General features: G+C 53.5%; 18 protein-coding genes. 16 read left to right on the forward strand and 2 right to left on the reverse strand.

Features of this window, described 5'->3' with window-relative positions:
- The first annotated feature begins 49 nt into the window (after positions 1 to 49).
- The 14 genes from CDH47_RS15380 (at position 50) to CDH47_RS15445 (ending at position 12,452) form a co-directional block, all read left to right on the forward strand.
- Positions 50 to 715 (forward strand): response regulator transcription factor, encoded by a 666-nt coding sequence (locus tag CDH47_RS15380; protein WP_100640931.1) that lies wholly within the window; start codon positions 50 to 52, stop codon positions 713 to 715.
- Positions 705 to 2,042, forward strand: a complete 1,338-nt coding sequence (locus tag CDH47_RS15385; RefSeq protein ID WP_100640933.1) for an ATP-binding protein — start codon at positions 705 to 707, stop codon at positions 2,040 to 2,042. Before CDH47_RS15380 ends, CDH47_RS15385 begins: the two co-directional genes overlap by 11 nt.
- 56 nt (positions 2,043 to 2,098) lie before the next feature.
- Positions 2,099 to 3,385 carry a ferredoxin reductase family protein gene (locus CDH47_RS15390; RefSeq protein WP_100640934.1) on the forward strand — a complete coding sequence of 429 codons (1,287 nt, stop codon included), beginning with the start codon at positions 2,099 to 2,101 and terminating at the stop codon, positions 3,383 to 3,385.
- Between the two features lie 118 nt (positions 3,386 to 3,503).
- Positions 3,504 to 4,193 (forward strand): VIT1/CCC1 transporter family protein, encoded by a 690-nt coding sequence (locus CDH47_RS15395; RefSeq protein WP_100640936.1) that lies wholly within the window; start codon positions 3,504 to 3,506, stop codon positions 4,191 to 4,193.
- A gap of 204 nt (positions 4,194 to 4,397) precedes the next feature.
- Positions 4,398 to 4,787 (forward strand): GtrA family protein, encoded by a 390-nt coding sequence (locus CDH47_RS15400; protein WP_100640938.1) that lies wholly within the window; start codon positions 4,398 to 4,400, stop codon positions 4,785 to 4,787.
- Positions 4,771 to 5,811: a glycosyltransferase family 2 protein gene (locus CDH47_RS15405; RefSeq protein WP_100640939.1), complete on the forward strand. Its 1,041-nt coding sequence runs from the start codon at positions 4,771 to 4,773 to the stop codon at positions 5,809 to 5,811. Before CDH47_RS15400 ends, CDH47_RS15405 begins: the two co-directional genes overlap by 17 nt.
- Complete coding sequence (locus tag CDH47_RS15410) at positions 5,795 to 7,294, forward strand: ArnT family glycosyltransferase (protein WP_100640940.1); 1,500 nt, start codon at positions 5,795 to 5,797, stop codon at positions 7,292 to 7,294. The genes CDH47_RS15405 and CDH47_RS15410 overlap by 17 nt, the downstream gene beginning before the upstream one ends.
- The gene (locus CDH47_RS15415; RefSeq protein ID WP_100640941.1) at positions 7,284 to 8,003 is read left to right on the forward strand and encodes a response regulator transcription factor; all 720 of its coding nucleotides are present in this window, start codon (positions 7,284 to 7,286) and stop codon (positions 8,001 to 8,003) included. Before CDH47_RS15410 ends, CDH47_RS15415 begins: the two co-directional genes overlap by 11 nt.
- Positions 8,000 to 9,271, forward strand: a complete 1,272-nt coding sequence (locus CDH47_RS15420; protein ID WP_100640942.1) for a sensor histidine kinase — start codon at positions 8,000 to 8,002, stop codon at positions 9,269 to 9,271. Before CDH47_RS15415 ends, CDH47_RS15420 begins: the two co-directional genes overlap by 4 nt.
- A gap of 116 nt (positions 9,272 to 9,387) precedes the next feature.
- Positions 9,388 to 9,741 (forward strand): YkgJ family cysteine cluster protein, encoded by a 354-nt coding sequence (locus tag CDH47_RS15425; protein ID WP_100640943.1) that lies wholly within the window; start codon positions 9,388 to 9,390, stop codon positions 9,739 to 9,741.
- Positions 9,742 to 9,773: 32 nt separating this feature from the next.
- Positions 9,774 to 10,082, forward strand: coding sequence for a hypothetical protein (locus tag CDH47_RS15430; protein ID WP_100640944.1), 309 nt, complete (start codon positions 9,774 to 9,776; stop codon positions 10,080 to 10,082).
- A 15-nt stretch (positions 10,083 to 10,097) separates the two neighbouring features.
- Complete coding sequence (locus CDH47_RS15435) at positions 10,098 to 10,196, forward strand: DUF302 domain-containing protein (RefSeq protein ID WP_275667858.1); 99 nt, start codon at positions 10,098 to 10,100, stop codon at positions 10,194 to 10,196.
- 11 nt (positions 10,197 to 10,207) lie between these two features.
- Positions 10,208 to 10,681 (forward strand): hypothetical protein, encoded by a 474-nt coding sequence (locus tag CDH47_RS15440; RefSeq protein ID WP_193601666.1) that lies wholly within the window; start codon positions 10,208 to 10,210, stop codon positions 10,679 to 10,681.
- Positions 10,682 to 10,709: 28 nt separating this feature from the next.
- Positions 10,710 to 12,452 carry a protein adenylyltransferase SelO gene (locus CDH47_RS15445; protein ID WP_100640945.1) on the forward strand — a complete coding sequence of 581 codons (1,743 nt, stop codon included), beginning with the start codon at positions 10,710 to 10,712 and terminating at the stop codon, positions 12,450 to 12,452.
- Positions 12,453 to 12,482: 30 nt separating this feature from the next.
- Here the strand turns inward: CDH47_RS15445 and CDH47_RS15450 are convergent, their stop codons facing one another.
- Together CDH47_RS15450 and CDH47_RS15455 are read right to left on the reverse strand one after the other, a co-directional pair.
- Complete coding sequence (locus CDH47_RS15450) at positions 12,483 to 13,028, reverse strand: hypothetical protein (protein WP_100640946.1); 546 nt, start codon at positions 13,026 to 13,028, stop codon at positions 12,483 to 12,485.
- A gap of 284 nt (positions 13,029 to 13,312) precedes the next feature.
- A complete protein-coding gene (locus tag CDH47_RS15455; protein ID WP_100640947.1) occupies positions 13,313 to 14,563 on the reverse strand; it encodes an ABC transporter substrate-binding protein in 1,251 nt (416 codons plus the stop codon).
- Between the two features lie 772 nt (positions 14,564 to 15,335).
- On the opposite strand from CDH47_RS15455, the gene CDH47_RS15460 reads away from it, so the two are divergent.
- Both CDH47_RS15460 and CDH47_RS15465 read left to right on the forward strand, forming a co-directional pair.
- Positions 15,336 to 15,707, forward strand: coding sequence for a transposase (locus tag CDH47_RS15460; RefSeq protein WP_100640948.1), 372 nt, complete (start codon positions 15,336 to 15,338; stop codon positions 15,705 to 15,707).
- 5 nt (positions 15,708 to 15,712) lie between these two features.
- Complete coding sequence (locus tag CDH47_RS15465; protein ID WP_100640949.1) at positions 15,713 to 16,195, forward strand: IS3 family transposase; 483 nt, start codon at positions 15,713 to 15,715, stop codon at positions 16,193 to 16,195.
- Positions 16,196 to 16,310: the final 115 nt, after the last annotated feature.

Here is a 16,310-nt window from a genome sequence, read left to right on the forward strand (position 1 = left end):
AGGTGAAGGCTGTAGTATCTTCGGATCATGATCAGGCAAAAGGTGAACCATGCGGGTACTGTTGGTCGAAGATACAACCGGGCTGGGTGAGGCCGTGCGGGATCAGATCAGTGAGGATGGCCATGCCGTGGACTGGGTGCAGAGCCTCAGGTTTGCGAATACCAGCGTGAAAACCACCACATACAACCTGATTTTGCTCGATTTGATGCTGCCGGATGGCCACGGCTTCGATTTTCTTAAAAACCTGCGTGCAACCGGTGATGCGACCCCGGTCATCATTCTGACCGCCAGGGACCAGGTTTCAGACAGGATTGCAGGGCTGAATGCCGGTGCCGACGATTATCTGGTGAAGCCTTTTGATCTGTCAGAGCTGTCTGCCCGTGTGGCAGCAGTGGCACGACGCTATCGCGGCAATCCGAACCCTCTGGTGCATATCGGCGATCTTGAAGTGGATCTTGGTGATCACCGCATCAGCCGCAACGGCGAGCCAGTGGAGCTCACCGCCCGGGAGTGGGCGCTCTTTGAAGGGTTTTTGCAGCGCCCGGGAATACTGCTGTCGCGTTCACAGCTTGAAGACCGGTTATACGAATTCGGTGCCGAAATCGAGAGTAATACGATTGAGGTATATATCAGCCGTTTACGTAAAAAACTGGGGCGCGATGCCATAGTGACGGTCCGGGGAATGGGGTACCGGTTAAACGCTTATGACTACTAAAACCAGTTTGCAGAAAACCCTTGGTACCTGGCTTACCCTCGGCGTGACCTTGCTCTGGCTGTTGGGCGTTATTGCTTCCGGGGTCATTGCCCGGCATGAAATGAATGAGGTTTTCGACAGCGCCCTGGAGGAGACTGCGCAGCGAATCTTGCCACTGGCTGTGACCGATATTCTGAATCGGGAAAATGAAACAGGCAATCAGCGGGCACTGGCCCTGAGAGAGCATGACGAGTACCTAACCTATCTGGTTCGTGACGCATCGGGCAAACTCCTGCTGCAGTCCCACGACGCAGATCCCCGAATTTTCGGTGCCAAACCCCAACAAGGGTTCTCTGAAACGTCAACGCACCGGATATACGGGGAGGGCGCCATCAGCGATACCCTGTACATTGAGGTTGCCGAACCCTTGGCCCACCGCAACGAAGCCATACTGGATACCAGCCTCGCATTGCTCACTCCATTAATACTTCTGATTCCCATCAGCCTGATCGGGGTGTGGTGGGTGATAAAACGGTCACTTCGTCAGGTGGTTTTGCTGCAGCAATCGATAGAAACCCGTGGTGGTAGTGATCTTTCTCCGGTAGTGGTAGATCGCCTGCCAAAAGAGTTTGAACCTACCATGGTTTCAGTCAACCGCTTATTGGAACGTTTGCGCAGGGCGCTTGAAGCCGAGCGAAGCTTTACCGCTAACAGTGCCCATGAATTGCGAACGCCACTGGCAACGGCGTTGGCCAAGCTTCAGCGGTTAAAAACCGAAACCCGGGATGCCGGAGTTAAAGCACGAGCTGGCGAAATCGAACAGTCTCTTCGCACCCTGTCCAGACTGTCGGAGAAGCTGCTGGAACTGGCAAAGGCTGAGGGTGGTAGCGCGCTGTCTGAAAACTACAACGACCTTGTACCCATACTGAAAATAATCGCCAGCGATTATGAGCGTAATGCCCCCGGGCGCCTCAGGCTGAATTTACCTGAAGATAGCGTGATGTCATTACTCGATCCTGATGCCTTTGCCATCCTGCTAAGAAACCTGATAGAGAATGCACTCAGGCACGGCGCAGCCGACAAGGCAGTAAATATCAGCCTGACAGGTGAGGGCACTTTACGAGTCGCTAATGCAGGTGAGGTTGTACCGCCAGAGAAGCTCGCATTGTTGCGCAACCGGTTTGTGCGTTCCGATTCGAAAACACTGGGCTCCGGTATCGGGCTTGCAATCGTGGACGCCATTGCCAGCGGCGCGGGTACTGCCCTGAATCTCCAATCACCAGCCTCAGGCCAAAGCGACGGTTTTGAAGCAGAAGTGAATATTGTCGTGCAACACTCAGGCGTTTAAGGCTGGTGTCAGGTTAACCCTGCAGAATTCAAACAAACCCAAGCCGGAGTTTGTTTGTGCCTAACCTACGTACCAGTGTCACCCTTTTTCTGCTTTTGGCGACTCAGATCAGCTTCTGGACCCCGGGGCTGAGCTATGAAAACTTCCTCACACTCAGTGGCTATCTTGCCATCAACTTCATGTCCATCACCATGCTGCTGGCAACCCGGCCGGCATGGCTGGAATCGCCGTTGGGTGGATTGGACAGCACGTATCAGTTGCATAAATGGACGGGCATTCTTGCCGTCGTTTTTGCGCTGTCACACTGGCTGATTGAAATGGCGGATGACGCCCTCGAAGCGATGTTTGGATCAAACCGCAGTTTGAAGGAAGCGGACTTTTCCGGCCTGCTGGACAGCCTGCAGGATGGCGCAGAAGACCTCGGCGAGCCCGGCCTGTATGTGCTGGCGTTTCTGGTTGTTATCACTCTCCTGCGGTGGGTGCCTTATGGTTACTGGCGCCACCTGCATCGGGTGATGCCAGTGATTTATCTGGTACTGGCCGCCCACGCACTGTTGCTGGCCCCGCTGACATGGTGGCAACAACCCACCGGTTGGCTGATGGCGCTGTTGATAGCAGGTGGTGCCGTCGCAAGCCTGCAATCGCTGACCGGGCAAATCGGCAGGAGTCGTCGCTATAAGGGGTTGGTTCAGGCCGTCAGGCAGACATCAGCTAACATCACGGAAGTCGTCTGTGAGATGGGCAAGCGGTGGCCTGGCCATCAAGCCGGACAATTTGCTCTGGTGACCTTCGACCGGATGGAAGGGGCACATCCTTTCAGCCTGTCCAGCGCTGATAATGACAGTGGGCAGCTCAGTTTCCATATCAAGGCGCTGGGGGACTACACCCGCAAGATCCCGCGGAAGCTACGGAGTGGCCAGGCAGTTACGCTCGAAGGGCCTTATGGTCGCTTTGACCCCGACAGTGGCAGAAAAAATGCCCAGCAAATCTGGGTTGCTGGCGGCATCGGTATCACTCCGTTTCTGGCTGCTCTGGAAAAGCGCCTGATCAATACCGACCAAATATATCCAGCGGTCACACTGCATTACTGCACTGCCGAAGCCTTGGGTGATCCCATGCTGGCTCGCCTGCAACAACTGGTACAGCAACTTCCGGACATATCGCTGCACATCTACGACAGCCTGCAGGGGCAGCGGTTGACCGCGACTCAACTGCAAATCCATGATCGTAGAGTGGATATCTGGTTCTGCGGGCCGCAAGGCCTGGCAAAAGCCCTGCGAAGCGGTCTGAAGCAGCAGTCAGTTTCATTACGGTTTCACCAGGAAAGTTTTAAGTTTCGCTGAAACAGATTTCTTTTTCGGCCCCGGATTAAGCAATCGGTGGCGGCCATGGATCTTGATGTGGCGAGGTGAAGCTTAAAAGATAATTATGTCCTTTTCGGCAAGATGATTGGGGGAGCGCATGAGCCATAGTGAAATCCATCGATCACATCGAGTAGGTTGGTTACGGGCGGCAGTACTGGGTGCAAACGATGGAATAGTGTCTACGGCAAGTCTGATTATTGGTGTGGCAGCCGCTAGCAGTGCCCATGAAGGCATTCTTCTGGCAGGACTTGCTGGGTTAGTAGCGGGCGCTATGTCTATGGCTGCTGGGGAGTATGTGTCCGTTAGCTCGCAGTCCGATACGGAAAAGGCAGATCTGGCTATTGAAAAAAGATCATTGGAGCAGGATTTCGAGTTTGAAAAAGAGGAACTCGCTTTAATATACGAAAGCAGAGGGCTTGAGTCGGCTCTCGCGAAGCAAGTCGCTGAGCAGTTAATGGCTCACGATGCTCTTGGTGCACACGCCAGGGATGAAATAGGCATCTCGGAAACGGTTAGCGCCCGGCCCGTCCAAGCGGCATTCTCATCGGCAGGTACCTTTACCATTGGTGCCGCACTTCCGTTGGCGGCGGCATGGGTTGTACCGGGTAGCCAGCTAATCTCTGTGGTTGCAGTATCCTCTCTGGTTTTTCTCGCGCTTCTGGGCGGGGTCGCGGCAAGGGCAGGTGGGGCCTCGATTACTATCGGCGCAATCAGAGTTACATTTTGGGGTGCACTCGCAATGGCAATCACGGCTGGCGTAGGGCGAATATTTGGCGTGGTTGCGTAATAGATTTTTGCTTGCCACTTATAAATCAAGCCTGCTTTAACTTTTCGACTCATTATCAATCCGCAAGCCTGACTCAGGCGCGGATCATCTCACATTTTGACATTTTCCTGATAAAACCTCCACAAAGCTGTGACACAGGGTGGGTCATCATACCCACTCAATGTCAGGTCGACTTTTTCAGTCGTCAATGTGGTGGTTATTTTCATGAGCACACTCCTATCTCGCCAACTTCAGGGATTTGTAGCGGCCGGCGGCCTTGCTACGCTGTTCCACTGGCTTGTAATGGCAGCATTGATCGCCGCCGGGCTTGAACCAGTGCTGGCAACCGCTAGCGGAAGCGTGTCTGGCGCGGTGCTAAATTACGGCCTCCAGCGGCGCCTGGCGTTTCGCAATGCCGGCCCTCACAGGGTCACGCTGTGGCGCTATATCGGCTCCTGTCTTGGCGCCTGGTTCTGCAATCTCGTCTTTTTTTTCCTGCTCAACAACGTTCTGGCACTGCCCGTCACGCTGTCACAATTCGTGACTACAGGGCTTGTCGCTGCACTGAATTACACCGTTTATCAGAGGTTGGTTTTCCATGAACAAACGCGTTGAATTCCCCGTGGTACCTTTTGATGGCCCGTTTGACAAGCCGCTGTTATCACTGGTGGTGCCGCTGTACAACGAACGCCCGATGCTGCCTCTTTTCTTTGATCGGGTGCTACCGTTGCTTGCCACCCTGGACGTGCACTGGGAGATCGTGCTGATTGATGACGGCAGTGATGATGGCAGTGCCCAATACATCCGCGGCGTTATTGACCGAATGCCCGGCATCCGGCTGATCAAACTGAGTCGTAATTTTGGCAAAGAGGCCGCAATGACCGCAGGACTGGAGCACGCCAAAGGCGATGCGGTGATCGTGTTGGATGCAGACCTGCAAGATCCACCTGAGCAAATTCCGGCCATGGTCGAGTGCTGGCAGTCGGGTGTTGACGTTGTCCTGATGCAGCGGCGCTCACGGGCTGGCGAAACCGCGTTCAAACGCTGGAGTGCGCATCTGTTTTACAGGTTGCTGAACCGAACCAGCCGAACCAATATTCCCGTCGATACTGGTGACTTTCGGTTGATGAGCCGCAAAGCCGTTAATGCGCTGTTGGTGCTGACAGAGCGCAACCGCTATATGAAAGGCTTGTTCGCCTGGATTGGTATGCCTACTCAGGTTATTCAGTACGATCGGAAACCCCGAGCAGCGGGTGAAACCAAATGGGATTACCCTGGGTTGGTGGGCCTGGCACTGGAAGGGCTGACTTCATTTTCCGTGTCGCCCTTGCGCTGGGCGACCCTGATCGGGTTGGTTGCCGCCAGCATGGGGGCGGTATTTGGCCTGTGGATAGTGATCAAGGCGCTCATGCTGGGCGATGCCACCAGCGGTTACCCCTCGCTGGTGGCCATCATCAGCTTTCTCGGCGGTATTCAGCTGATGAGTGTGGGCATTGTGGGTGAATACGTCGGCAAGACCTACATGGAATCAAAGCAACGCCCGGTATATCTGACAGACGAAGTGATCGAAAATCTGACTGGCACACGCCAGCAAGTGCAGCTTAAACCAACGGGGGCGCGACATGTCAAAGCGGTTTAACGTGTGGCTGCTGTTACTGGTTGCCGTGCTGGTTAGCCGTTTTATTGGTATGGCATTCTTCCCCTTTGCCGATACAACCGAGCCGCGTTACGCAGAAATTGCGCGCCTGATGGCGGAAACCGGCGACTGGATTACACCCTGGTTTGAGCCCGGAGTTCCCTTCTGGGGCAAACCGCCTATGTCATTCTGGGCACAGGCAGCTGCCATCAAAGTGTTCGGTGTTTCGGAGTTTTCGCTGCGCTTTCCTTCATGGCTGGCAACGCTTGGGATGGTGTGGTTGGTCTGGCGCCTGGCGCGGCAATTTTGGAGTGTTCAGGTGGCTCAGTGGAGTTGTCTGGTTTTTGCAACCATGGCACTCACTTACATCAGCGCCGGCGCCGTGATGACAGACGCCTTCCTGGCACTGGGGACTACCCTTGCTCTTGTCAGCTTTTATCTGGTGATGACAGGAGAGGGCGGCCCCTGGCGGTGGTCTTTTTTTCTTGGATTGGCGATAGGACTATTGTCCAAAGGTCCCTTGGCACCCGTCTTGATCGGTATTCCCATCGTCTTGTGGTTGCTCCTTTCATGGCGGGAAGCAACCAACAACCTAAGCCGGCTGTCCTGGTGGCGGGGGAGCCTTCTGACAGCCCTGCTGGTATGCCCCTGGTACGTATTGGCAGAACTCAAGACCCCGGGTTTTCTAGACTACTTTATCCTGGGGGAGCATGTGCGCCGGTTTCTGGATCCGGGCTGGGCAGGCGATCTTTACGGCAGCGCCCACAATCAGCCCAAAGGGATGATCTGGGTGTTCTGGTTGTGGGCGTCGTTTCCCTGGGGCATCTTTGCCTTAGTGAGCCTGGCACTTGCATGGTTCAGGGGGAACAGACGTGGCATTGTGAGCAAGACACTATCAGACCCGGGCGTCAGTTTGTTACTGGCAAGCGCATTGGCACCCATGCTGTTTCTCACACTCGCAGGCAATACACTCTGGACTTATATACTGCCCTCATTGCCGTTTACGGCTATTCTGATCGGCCGCTGGGCGTCGCAATGTGAATCTTTATGGCTGTCCCGGATGCGGGGTGGGGCAGTCGCATTGGTGCCGGTTTTACTGACGGTGTTCGTGGGCCTGGCTGAAGCAGGATGGGCGCCACTGAAAACCGAGAAAGAACTGGTAAGCTATTATCAGCAGGCCAGCAACACAGGTGATAGCCCCTTGATCTACCTTAACGACCTGCCATTTTCAGCTCGCTTCTACTCGAACGGGAAGGCTCTGGAAGTGACCGAAAGTGGTTTGGGTGAATTGCTGGAGAACAAACCGTTTCAACGGCTGTACGTGGCGGTTCCCCGAACCTGGCCAGACGGCAAATTGGCGGACTTATTCATGTCCGCACGAATGGTTATGGCAAACAGTCGCTATCAATTGTTGGTGGTGCAGGGACTGCCACGGGATCACCAATCGGTGTCGGGCGCCAACGGAGTTCGTTCGAATGACATCTAACCAACCACCGCTCAGACTGTTAATTGTCGAAGATCAGGTGGATCTTGCAGACAACCTGTTCGAGTTTCTGGGTGAGGAACGCTACACACTGGACTTCGCCGCTGATGGTTTGACGGCGCTGCATCTGCTGGCCACCCACAGCTACGACGTTATCGTGCTCGACCTGATGCTGCCCGGGGTTAATGGCTATGATATTTGCCGGCGGATTCGTCAGGACCTGAAATGCCAGACCCCGGTTATTCTGATGACAGCCCTGAGCGCCCTGAACGACAAGGAAAAAGGGTTTGACTGCGGCGCCGATGATTACCTCGTGAAGCCGTTCGAACTGCGTGAATTGCAACTGCGGATTGATGCTCTGCATAGGCGCAGTTCGCCACAGAGGCCCGTCCTGGTTGCTGGAGATATTCGGTTCGATCCGGGTACGCTGGAAGTGGAATTGCGTGGATCCAAAACGGCTCTGTCGGGCACGCCAGCCCGGCTGTTTGAATTACTGGTTCGAGCCTACCCGAGTTTTCTCAGCCACGAGGCGTTGAGTGATGCCTTATGGGGAGTTCGTCATGGAGAGATGGAGGGCAACAGCCTTCGGACTCATATTTATACGCTTCGAAAATCCCTGCAGATAGGCTTGGGTAACGGGTTGGTAAAAACCATCCACGGGCGCGGGTACAGCCTGGACGTTCCTGCGGATACGCGTGCGAGCACGCCATGAAGCCATCCTTGACCACGCGCCTGGCCCGAACCCTGTTTTTCCTGATTGTGGCCACCACAGCAACCTCGATGATCATTGTTGAGGTGTTTGTTTATGACGTTGAAGACACTATTCTGGATCTGGAACTCAAGGCGGAAGCCAAATATTTCACGAAGCAACTCCGGGAAGGACGCTTTCAACCCATCAAAACGGCACAGTTGGAGGCCGTTTTTCTGCCTGAAGGCGAAGCGGAGGCTTCACTCCCCGAATACTTTCGCAGTCGCCATTTACCGCTTTCTCAGGAAGTTGAGATAGGCCAGACAACGCTGTTGATAGTGGGAGAGCAGTTGGAATCCCCCGATGGAAAGCTCTTCCTGGCGCAAGATATTACGATTATGGAAAACCGTGAGGCCCTGGTTCAACTCGCTCTGGCTGGTGTCGCAGGCTTCATGCTCCTGGTTGGTTTTATTGTTGCCCGCACAGCCGCACAATACCTGATACGCCCGTTCAAGAGGTTAACCCGTGACGTCCTCAATACCACACCGGGAACCTCAATGCCGCAAATTACCACGGATTACGGTGACCAGGAGTTTCGTGACATTGCCCAAGCGTTTAACCGCTTTCTGTCAGAGCTTGAACATCATATTGAACGGGAAAAATCGTTTGTGAAGCTCGCCAGCCATGAGCTTCGTACCCCACTGGCCGTGATGAGTGGCGCCCTGAATGTGCTGGAGCAAAGACAAAGTCTGTCGGCGGCGGATCAGAAAACCCTCACTCGCATCCGTCGGGCTTTGCAAACCATGCGCGACGATACAGAGGTGCTACTTGAACTTGCCCGCAGTGAAGCGTCTGAAGGCGATGCCCGAACCCTTGTGCTGCAAGAGGTGCTCCAGAACACCATTGACGACCTGGAACATGGATATCCGGATCATGCAGGCCGGATCAGTGTCCACAACAACAACCCAGGGCTGAGCGTCAAAACTCATCCCGCTCTGGTACGTATGTTACTGCGCAACTTATTGCAGAATGCGCTACGCCACACCCACGCTGGAGTGGAAGTTCGAATCATTGAAAACAGAATCTCGGTGCGAGACTTTGGGCCCGGGCTACCTGATACGATAACCGAGCACCTGAGCGCTACCAACGCCCGAAAGGCAGAGTTCAGCAACACCACCTTCGGGTTGCTGATTGTGCGGTTGGTTTGCGAACGATTGGGCTGGAATCTGGAGGTTGCGCAGTCAGACAACGAAGGCACTGAGTTTCTGATTCACGTTGATACACCCGACTAGGACGACGTTCTGGCATGAAGTACGGATTCCCCGGATTGGTAAAGTAGCAGCCGGGCATTGTATCTTAGGGCGTACCCACATATGACAAGAGGCAGAGGGCTGAACGGTGATCATCAATGTATCGTAACCGGGACATAATCGCGCGACTGCGTGAGGACATTCCAGCATTCGAGTGCGTACCCGGTTGCCATGATTGCTGCGGCCCGGTAACAACCTCTTCGGAAGAGATCTCCCGCCTGCCGGTAAAATCTGACGCCGAACACGAAGCAGCGTTAAACGATTTCAATTGCGTACACCTTGGCCCGGATGGATGCACCGTGTACGAGGAACGCCCGCTGATTTGCCGGCTGTTTGGTACAACACCCCGCATGCCGTGCCCCAGAGGGCGCCGCCCGGAGAACATGGTTGACCCTGAAACCGAGCGCCAGGTACATCACTATATTGCTACCACACGGCAGGTGCTGGTGTGAGCTGGCCCCTGTAGGCAAACCGTTCACCCGTTATGGCTGAGCGTAATTCGCTTGCGGTAAGCGCAGCTTTGCCGGGGGTACCTGGCTTGGCCTGCACTGGCGATACACTGAAAAAAGCCACCAAACCGATAGCGATCAAACGAATAATTTTAATCATCTCTTTCGAACCCTTGTCATGTACTTGGTATCTTCAGCAAAAGATGGTCGGTTTTAAACAGAGCTTTCGATTCTTACTTTCAAGCCGCATTGTCGTGATGGCTGGAGACGGTGGGAACGATGCCCCTGCGCTGGCGACGGCCGGTGTAGACGTTGCCATGGGCACAGGGACGGAATTGGATTAGCGGGGCTTTGGAGTTTTGACGGGAATAGACGTCAAGGCCACAATGGAAATGAAACTTAACAAGGATATGCCCGCTTACTTGATTCTCGGCGGATGCAATCCGAACATGGCCTGAGGAGTTTCGCTATGAAGAATATTACTAAATTAATCGCAATCTCTTTGATTATAGCTACCCCGATTGCCTGGGCGCAGGGCTCGGGTAATCAGCAGAGGCCCGGCGGAATGATGATGTCGCCGGAGCAGATGCAGGAAATGCATCAGAATATGTCCCGTATGCAAGAAATGGCGCCCAGGATGCGCGGAAGTTCCGGGCAAAACCGGCACAAGCTTATGCAGGAGCATATGGAACGCATGCAAAACCAGATGCACATGATGCGGGGCGGTATGATGGGTGGCCAAGGGATGATGCATGGTCAGGGAATGATGAATCACCCAGGCATGAAGAGTGGCCAGGGTATGCAGGGAAACCCGAAACAAGGCAATCCTTCTGTTAAACCAGAAGACCGCATTGGGTTAATGGAACAGCGGCTGGATCAGATGCAATTGATGATGGAACAAATGCTGGAGCATCAGCAGGAGCTGCAAAATCTCGCGAAGTAACTGTATACCAAGGCCCACGAGAAGCCCCATGAAACAAAGACCGCCAAATACCTCAACCACTCGGGTCACGACCCTCAGCGATTTGGCGAAATTGGCCGACTATTCGCTGATGGACACGCTCAACTGCGATCCAGACGCGAAGGCAGACGGGCAGGATCACGAGCCACGACAAGTCTTTACAGGTCACTATGTGCCAGTAATCCCTACGCCCATAGAGAACCCCGAATACGTGGCCCACAGCGTCAGTCTGTTTCGCGAGCTAGGCCTTGCCGACAATTTGGCCCAGTCTGACGACTTCATGCGCATCTTCTCAGGCGACCTGTCGTTCGCACCCGCGCCCATGCGTCGGGCGGGTTGGGCCTGTGGCTATGCCTTGTCCATTATGGGCACTGAGTATGTTCAACAGTGCCCGTTTCAAACCGGCAACGGATACGGCGATGGCCGAGCCATTTCCGTTCTGGAAGCCGTCATCAACGGTCAACGCTGGGAAATGCAGTTAAAAGGCGGTGGCCGCACGCCCTATTGTCGCGGTGGCGATGGTCGGGCGGTTTTGCGTTCCAGCGTGCGGGAGTTTCTGGCACAGGAACACATGCATGCGCTGGGTGTGCCCACGTCACGATCATTATGCTTGTACTTGTCGAAAACGGAGAAAGTCAGGCGCCCCTGGTATTCCGAAGGTTCACGGGCGAGGGATCCGGATATTTTAGTATCCGAGCCTGTAGCGATCACAACGCGGGTGGCACCTTCGTTTATTAGGGTCGGCCAGCTCGAGTTGTTCGGTCGTCGTGCCCGTAAAAATGAACACCCGCAAGCACTGGAAGAACTCGAAAAGATTGTGTTGCACCTGATTGATCGCGAATACGGTGAGGTGGTGGATCACGCTCTGACGATGCACGAAAAAGTGCTGGTGCTTGCGGAGGAATTTCGCAGCCGGCTCGTGTCATTGATGGCGCATTGGATTCGAGTTGGTTACTGCCAGGGTAACTTCAACAGTGACAACTGCGCCGCCGGCGGCTATACGCTGGACTACGGCCCTTTTGGCTTCTGCGATGCATTTAATCCCCGTTTTCAGCCCTGGACGGGTGGGGGAGAGCACTACTCATTTTTGAACCAGCCCATGGCCGCCGAGGCTAACTTCCACATGTTTTGTGTCGCGCTGCGGCCATTGTTGGCAGCACACCCGCACAGTCTGCAACAACTTGACGGTATCAGAGAGGGCTTTGCCGGAGTTATGCAGGCCGAGCTGGAAAAGATGTGGGCTGCGAAACTTGGGCTGGATAAATTTCATCCCGCATTGTTTAACGAGCTGGCTAAGCTGATGATGCAAATGCCAGTGGACTACACGATGTTTTTCCGTGAGCTTTCAGCGCTGCCGGATGATATAGGCCCGCTGAAAAAGAGCTTTTATAAGAGCCCAGCTTACGAGGCGGACCCAGAAGGCCTGGACAAACACTGGTCCGCCTGGCTTGCCCAGTGGCAAGCGCTGGTGGGCATCGGCGAATTTGAAAGCACAGCCTCGACGCGCTCTGGTGAAGAGCTTTCGAGCCAGATGAAGCGAGTGAACCCGAAATACAGTCTACGGGATTGGCAAGTTGTGCCAGCATACCAACAGGCGGCAGTAGGAGACTACGAACTTCTGCGGGAACTGCAGGCGGTGATGGCGCAACCATACGCTGAGCAGTCGCAGTCCATTGAAGATAAATACTACCGGCTGAAACCCTTGGAGCTCTTTGGGGTTGGCGGCGCGTCCCATTATAGCTGCTCATCGTAACCTTCAGAACAGCCAGAGTTCGAAAATGAATTAAATTGGGCGCTTCCCCTTACTTCCGATGTAAATAACGTTGCTTTGAAGCTGTCGTTGGGCTTTGGGCGGCACGTTGTTCTGTACGGATATGATAAGCCCCGGTACAGAAGGAGACGTAAAGATGGTCGCGGGTCCGAGTCGGTTGCCGTCCTGCTCCCGCTCTAATTCTTTTTGCTTCCAGCTGCTACCGACACAGGCCTGAACGAAATCTTTTGTTGCAGAATAACGCTGTGTGGCTACTTCACTATGTGGCGTGGTTGCTGAACAGGCATAGGCCATTTCGCCCCCCGCCCATTCCCAGATTTCGCAATGCCCTTTAACGAGCTCCACCTTGGCACTGTAGAGTTTGAAAGAACGATAGTTAGATCCGGACCCTTTGAACTTTTCGAATCCGTTCTCGTAGTCAGCCGTTATGGCTTTCAGGCTCGCACAGGCATCGTCAACGCCAAGCTTGGGCGAGCTACCCACTGCACAACCAGTGAATGAAAGTATGCCGGCACCACAGACCAGTAGGGCCTTGAATAGCGGAAAGCGCTTGTGCATTGATTTCCTCTCGGTTTCAGAATGGATACATTTGATGATAACGGCACCATGGAAGATTAGGGTCCGTCATTAGTATTCCCCCAAGAGTAAGCTAAATTTATAACAAAGACAGAAAAATTGATTCAAAAGCTTCGACCGTAATTACTAATGAGCCTGACCGATAGTATCTACGAGCGTTTAGCTCAGAACATGAGTGATTTGGTGTGACTTTTCCGAACGCAGCGCGCCTATCGGTGGCGAGTAGCAGTGAGTCTACTCGCCTGGCTTGATCCTGAAGTACGCTCTCACAAATGGGGTGGCTTATTAGCTGCAGCGCGCTCGGCCTTCCATTGCGCCAGAGTCTGTGCAGCTTTTTCTCCTTCAAGGGATCCTACAACTTCGAAAAAGTCACTTCGCAGTGGGTCACTGAGCACGTTCTCTCTTTTTTTACTGCGCACCACATACACTGTCTGAAGATTCTGATGATCAAAGGCACGCCATTGCTGAACGTCTTTCAGCAGGGTGAACTCATGCCCCTCTAGTGCCTTGATCAGGTCCTGAGTATTGGTAGTGCCGGCGCGCTCTACTGCATCCTTGTACTGATACACGATTCCATAAGCAGTGGCTGCAGTAGACGTGGGCCTTACCCCGTATTTTTCAGTAAATGCCTCTGCAAACTCCTGGCCGGGAACAAATCCCAGTTGATAGGGGATCATCCACTCCCAGGGAGTCGTGGATATCACATCTTCCATAATGGTCGCGCCAGCATTCTGGGCGATTCCGAGCGTAATATTGGGCAATACGATTTTCATCTTGTCTTTCAGACCCATCTCGTAGGCAACCTTAAGCGCTCTCACAAGGTCGTCACCGTATAAAACCAGAATGAGCACTTCAGCTCCGCTTGCTTCAGCTTCCCCCAGAGCTTTTTTGAAATCTTTGATGAACGCTCTCGGGAAGGGGGTGAGGGCATGGGGGTGGGCTTGTTTGTCGGAGGTATTCGTAAATTCGCGGATAGAGGCTTCTGAAGACCAGCCCCAAGTGTAATCGGCTGTAACGTAGAAGTATTTTGCGTCGCCGAACGTCTTGGTCAAATAACTGCCAAGCGCATTCGCGGTCATCCAGGCATTAGGGTATTCACGAAACATGTGATCGTGTCCCTCGCTACCTGTAGTGGCGTTCGCGGAAGTTGTTGTACCAAAATAGAGGTGGCCCAGATCTTTTGCTACCTTGCCGGAGGCAATCGTCACCGCGCTGGATGCCCCACCAAACACCATATCCACCTTTTCCTGCTTGATGAGTTCTTCAGTGTTAGCGGCACCGCGCTCAGGCGATCCGGCCGTATTGCGAATAACCAGCTCGACGTCTTTACCGAGAATCCCACCAGTCTTGTTAATTTCTTCAACGGCCAGAAACGCTGCCAGTCTTTGCTGCAAGCCCAGGTCTTTGTAGCGGCCAGATTGCGGGTAGTTAAATCCAAGCTTGATAGTGTCTGCCAGTATCGAAAAACTGCATAGAAAAAACAGAAATCCCGCAAACACGGTTGCTTTCTTGTTCATTTATTATGGCCCTCGTCCTTTTATGCCTATTATTTCTAAGAGGAGACTATATATTTATTTCATGACAAAAATCAGGATCCACGGGTTAAGAAAAGCGCGATTATCGTTACCAAATGTAGCTTTGGTTTATGGACGACCATAGAAAGCACTTAGTTTCTGGACGACCACAAAAAGCGCTAAAGATCGGAAGCGATTAATCAATAGGTTACAGTAGAATTTCCACAAAAAGTGCTAAAGAAACTTAAAGTGGATTCTAGGATAGGGTACTCCCTTCGGTCTCCACACAAAGTGCTAAATTCGTCGTCCACTGTCAGAGAAACCTGAACGAATCTCCGATGAGGGAATGCCAGATCCGGGTAAGGTCAGTTCGTGGCCATATAGATTAGAAAAGCCGATGTCGCTCCTGCCGCGCAAAGAATCGTGAGGCCCTGTCCAACCGAGTGCTCCTCATTTCCAGCGCTTGAAAAGTTTTTGAACGCACCGTAAGCACCACCAGCTGCAACTAGCACCCCAATCACCAAAACAATAACCGTTGCGGCAGGTCCCGGAGGAAGACCACGAACGCTGGCCAGAGCTGTCGCTGGGAACGAGAATGAAATGACCAAAAAGGCGTTTAAAAACTCATAAAATTTAACGTATCTCTCTATCTGTCCTTGTGTTGTTTAATTCGCACATTCACTAGTTCAGCTAACAGGATGCCCATGAACATGCTGCACTTCCCCCACTTCAATAGACACGCATCGATAACTCCGCCAAATGAGAAAACCGATGCCTGCGATCAAGCAAGACTGGCAAGAAAACCGAGAAGTACACCACTGAGTTCAAAGTCAAAGCCGTTGAGTGGAGTCACCAGGTCCACCGGAGTGTGAAGAGCGTTGCGAAAGCGCTAGATACTCACCCGATGATGCTGTCACGCTGGCGTAAGGAACACCGTGAGGGGAAGTTCGCCATGAAACGGGTTAAAAGAGTGCCAGCGGAAGCCAAGAAGAAGATCAGTGAACAGGATGAAATCGACCGATTGAAGCGACAAATAGCGGAGCTTCAGGAGGAGAATGACATCCTAAAAAAGTTTCAACGTTTTCAGGCCGAGGAACGACAGAAGCGTTCCGGTTCGTCTGGAAACACCAACGGGAACACGGCGTAAAGGCCTTGTGCCGCCACCTAACTATCTCGCGTTCCGGGTATTACGCCTGGACCAACCGCAAACCCGGGAAGCGGGCCTCTGAGAACGCGGAACTGCTGCTTAAGATACGGCGGATATTCAATGAGAGTGAGGGCCGCTACGGCAGCCCAAAAGTGTATCGCACGCTAAAAAGGCAAGGTATCCGGGTGGGTGAGAATCGCGTTGCCCGCCTGATGCAGGTCTGGGGTATGAAGGCTCGGACTCACAGGATCTACCGAAGGCTACTCACACGACGGGCGGTCCTTAGGGCCTGGCCAAACTATCGCCTGACCCTGGACAAACCCGTGGCGGTCAATCAGCAATGGAGCAGCGACGTTACCTACATCAAGATGGGTCGGAAGAATGTGTTTCTGGCGGTGGTTCTGGACCTGTACTCCCGTCGCATCGTCGGGTGGAAGCTGGAAGAAAGCCTGAACACTGATTTGTCTCGTGGTGCTCTCAAGCAGTAACCGTCCGGCTAACCCATCTTGAGTGTGATGCCGAAGCCTTCAAGATAGTGTCCACTTATTCTTTAGTGGACACTATCTATGAACAACGTAAGCGTAACCCGCCCTTACCGAAAGC

This window comes from Marinobacter salexigens, from assembly GCF_002806945.1.
Classification (GTDB): Bacteria; Pseudomonadota; Gammaproteobacteria; order Pseudomonadales; family Oleiphilaceae; genus Marinobacter; species Marinobacter salexigens.

Bases quoted from the DNA above. Each gene is read 5' to 3' on its own strand.
- CDH47_RS15380 (WP_100640931.1), top strand. From the start codon at position 50: ATGCGGGTACTGTTGGTCGAAGATACAACCGGGCTGGGTGAGGCCGTG.
- CDH47_RS15385 (WP_100640933.1), top strand. From the start codon at position 705: ATGACTACTAAAACCAGTTTGCAGAAAACCCTTGGTACCTGGCTTACC.
- CDH47_RS15395 (WP_100640936.1), top strand. From the start codon at position 3,504: ATGAGCCATAGTGAAATCCATCGATCACATCGAGTAGGTTGGTTACGG.
- CDH47_RS15400 (WP_100640938.1), top strand. From the start codon at position 4,398: ATGAGCACACTCCTATCTCGCCAACTTCAGGGATTTGTAGCGGCCGGC.
- CDH47_RS15405 (WP_100640939.1), top strand. From the start codon at position 4,771: ATGAACAAACGCGTTGAATTCCCCGTGGTACCTTTTGATGGCCCGTTT.
- CDH47_RS15410 (WP_100640940.1), top strand. From the start codon at position 5,795: ATGTCAAAGCGGTTTAACGTGTGGCTGCTGTTACTGGTTGCCGTGCTG.
- CDH47_RS15415 (WP_100640941.1), top strand. From the start codon at position 7,284: ATGACATCTAACCAACCACCGCTCAGACTGTTAATTGTCGAAGATCAG.
- CDH47_RS15420 (WP_100640942.1), top strand. From the start codon at position 8,000: ATGAAGCCATCCTTGACCACGCGCCTGGCCCGAACCCTGTTTTTCCTG.
- CDH47_RS15425 (WP_100640943.1), top strand. From the start codon at position 9,388: ATGTATCGTAACCGGGACATAATCGCGCGACTGCGTGAGGACATTCCA.
- CDH47_RS15430 (WP_100640944.1), top strand. From the start codon at position 9,774: ATGGCTGAGCGTAATTCGCTTGCGGTAAGCGCAGCTTTGCCGGGGGTA.
- CDH47_RS15440 (WP_193601666.1), top strand. From the start codon at position 10,208: ATGAAGAATATTACTAAATTAATCGCAATCTCTTTGATTATAGCTACC.
- CDH47_RS15445 (WP_100640945.1), top strand. From the start codon at position 10,710: ATGAAACAAAGACCGCCAAATACCTCAACCACTCGGGTCACGACCCTC.
- CDH47_RS15450 (WP_100640946.1), bottom strand. From the start codon at position 13,028: ATGCACAAGCGCTTTCCGCTATTCAAGGCCCTACTGGTCTGTGGTGCC.
- CDH47_RS15455 (WP_100640947.1), bottom strand. From the start codon at position 14,563: ATGAACAAGAAAGCAACCGTGTTTGCGGGATTTCTGTTTTTTCTATGC.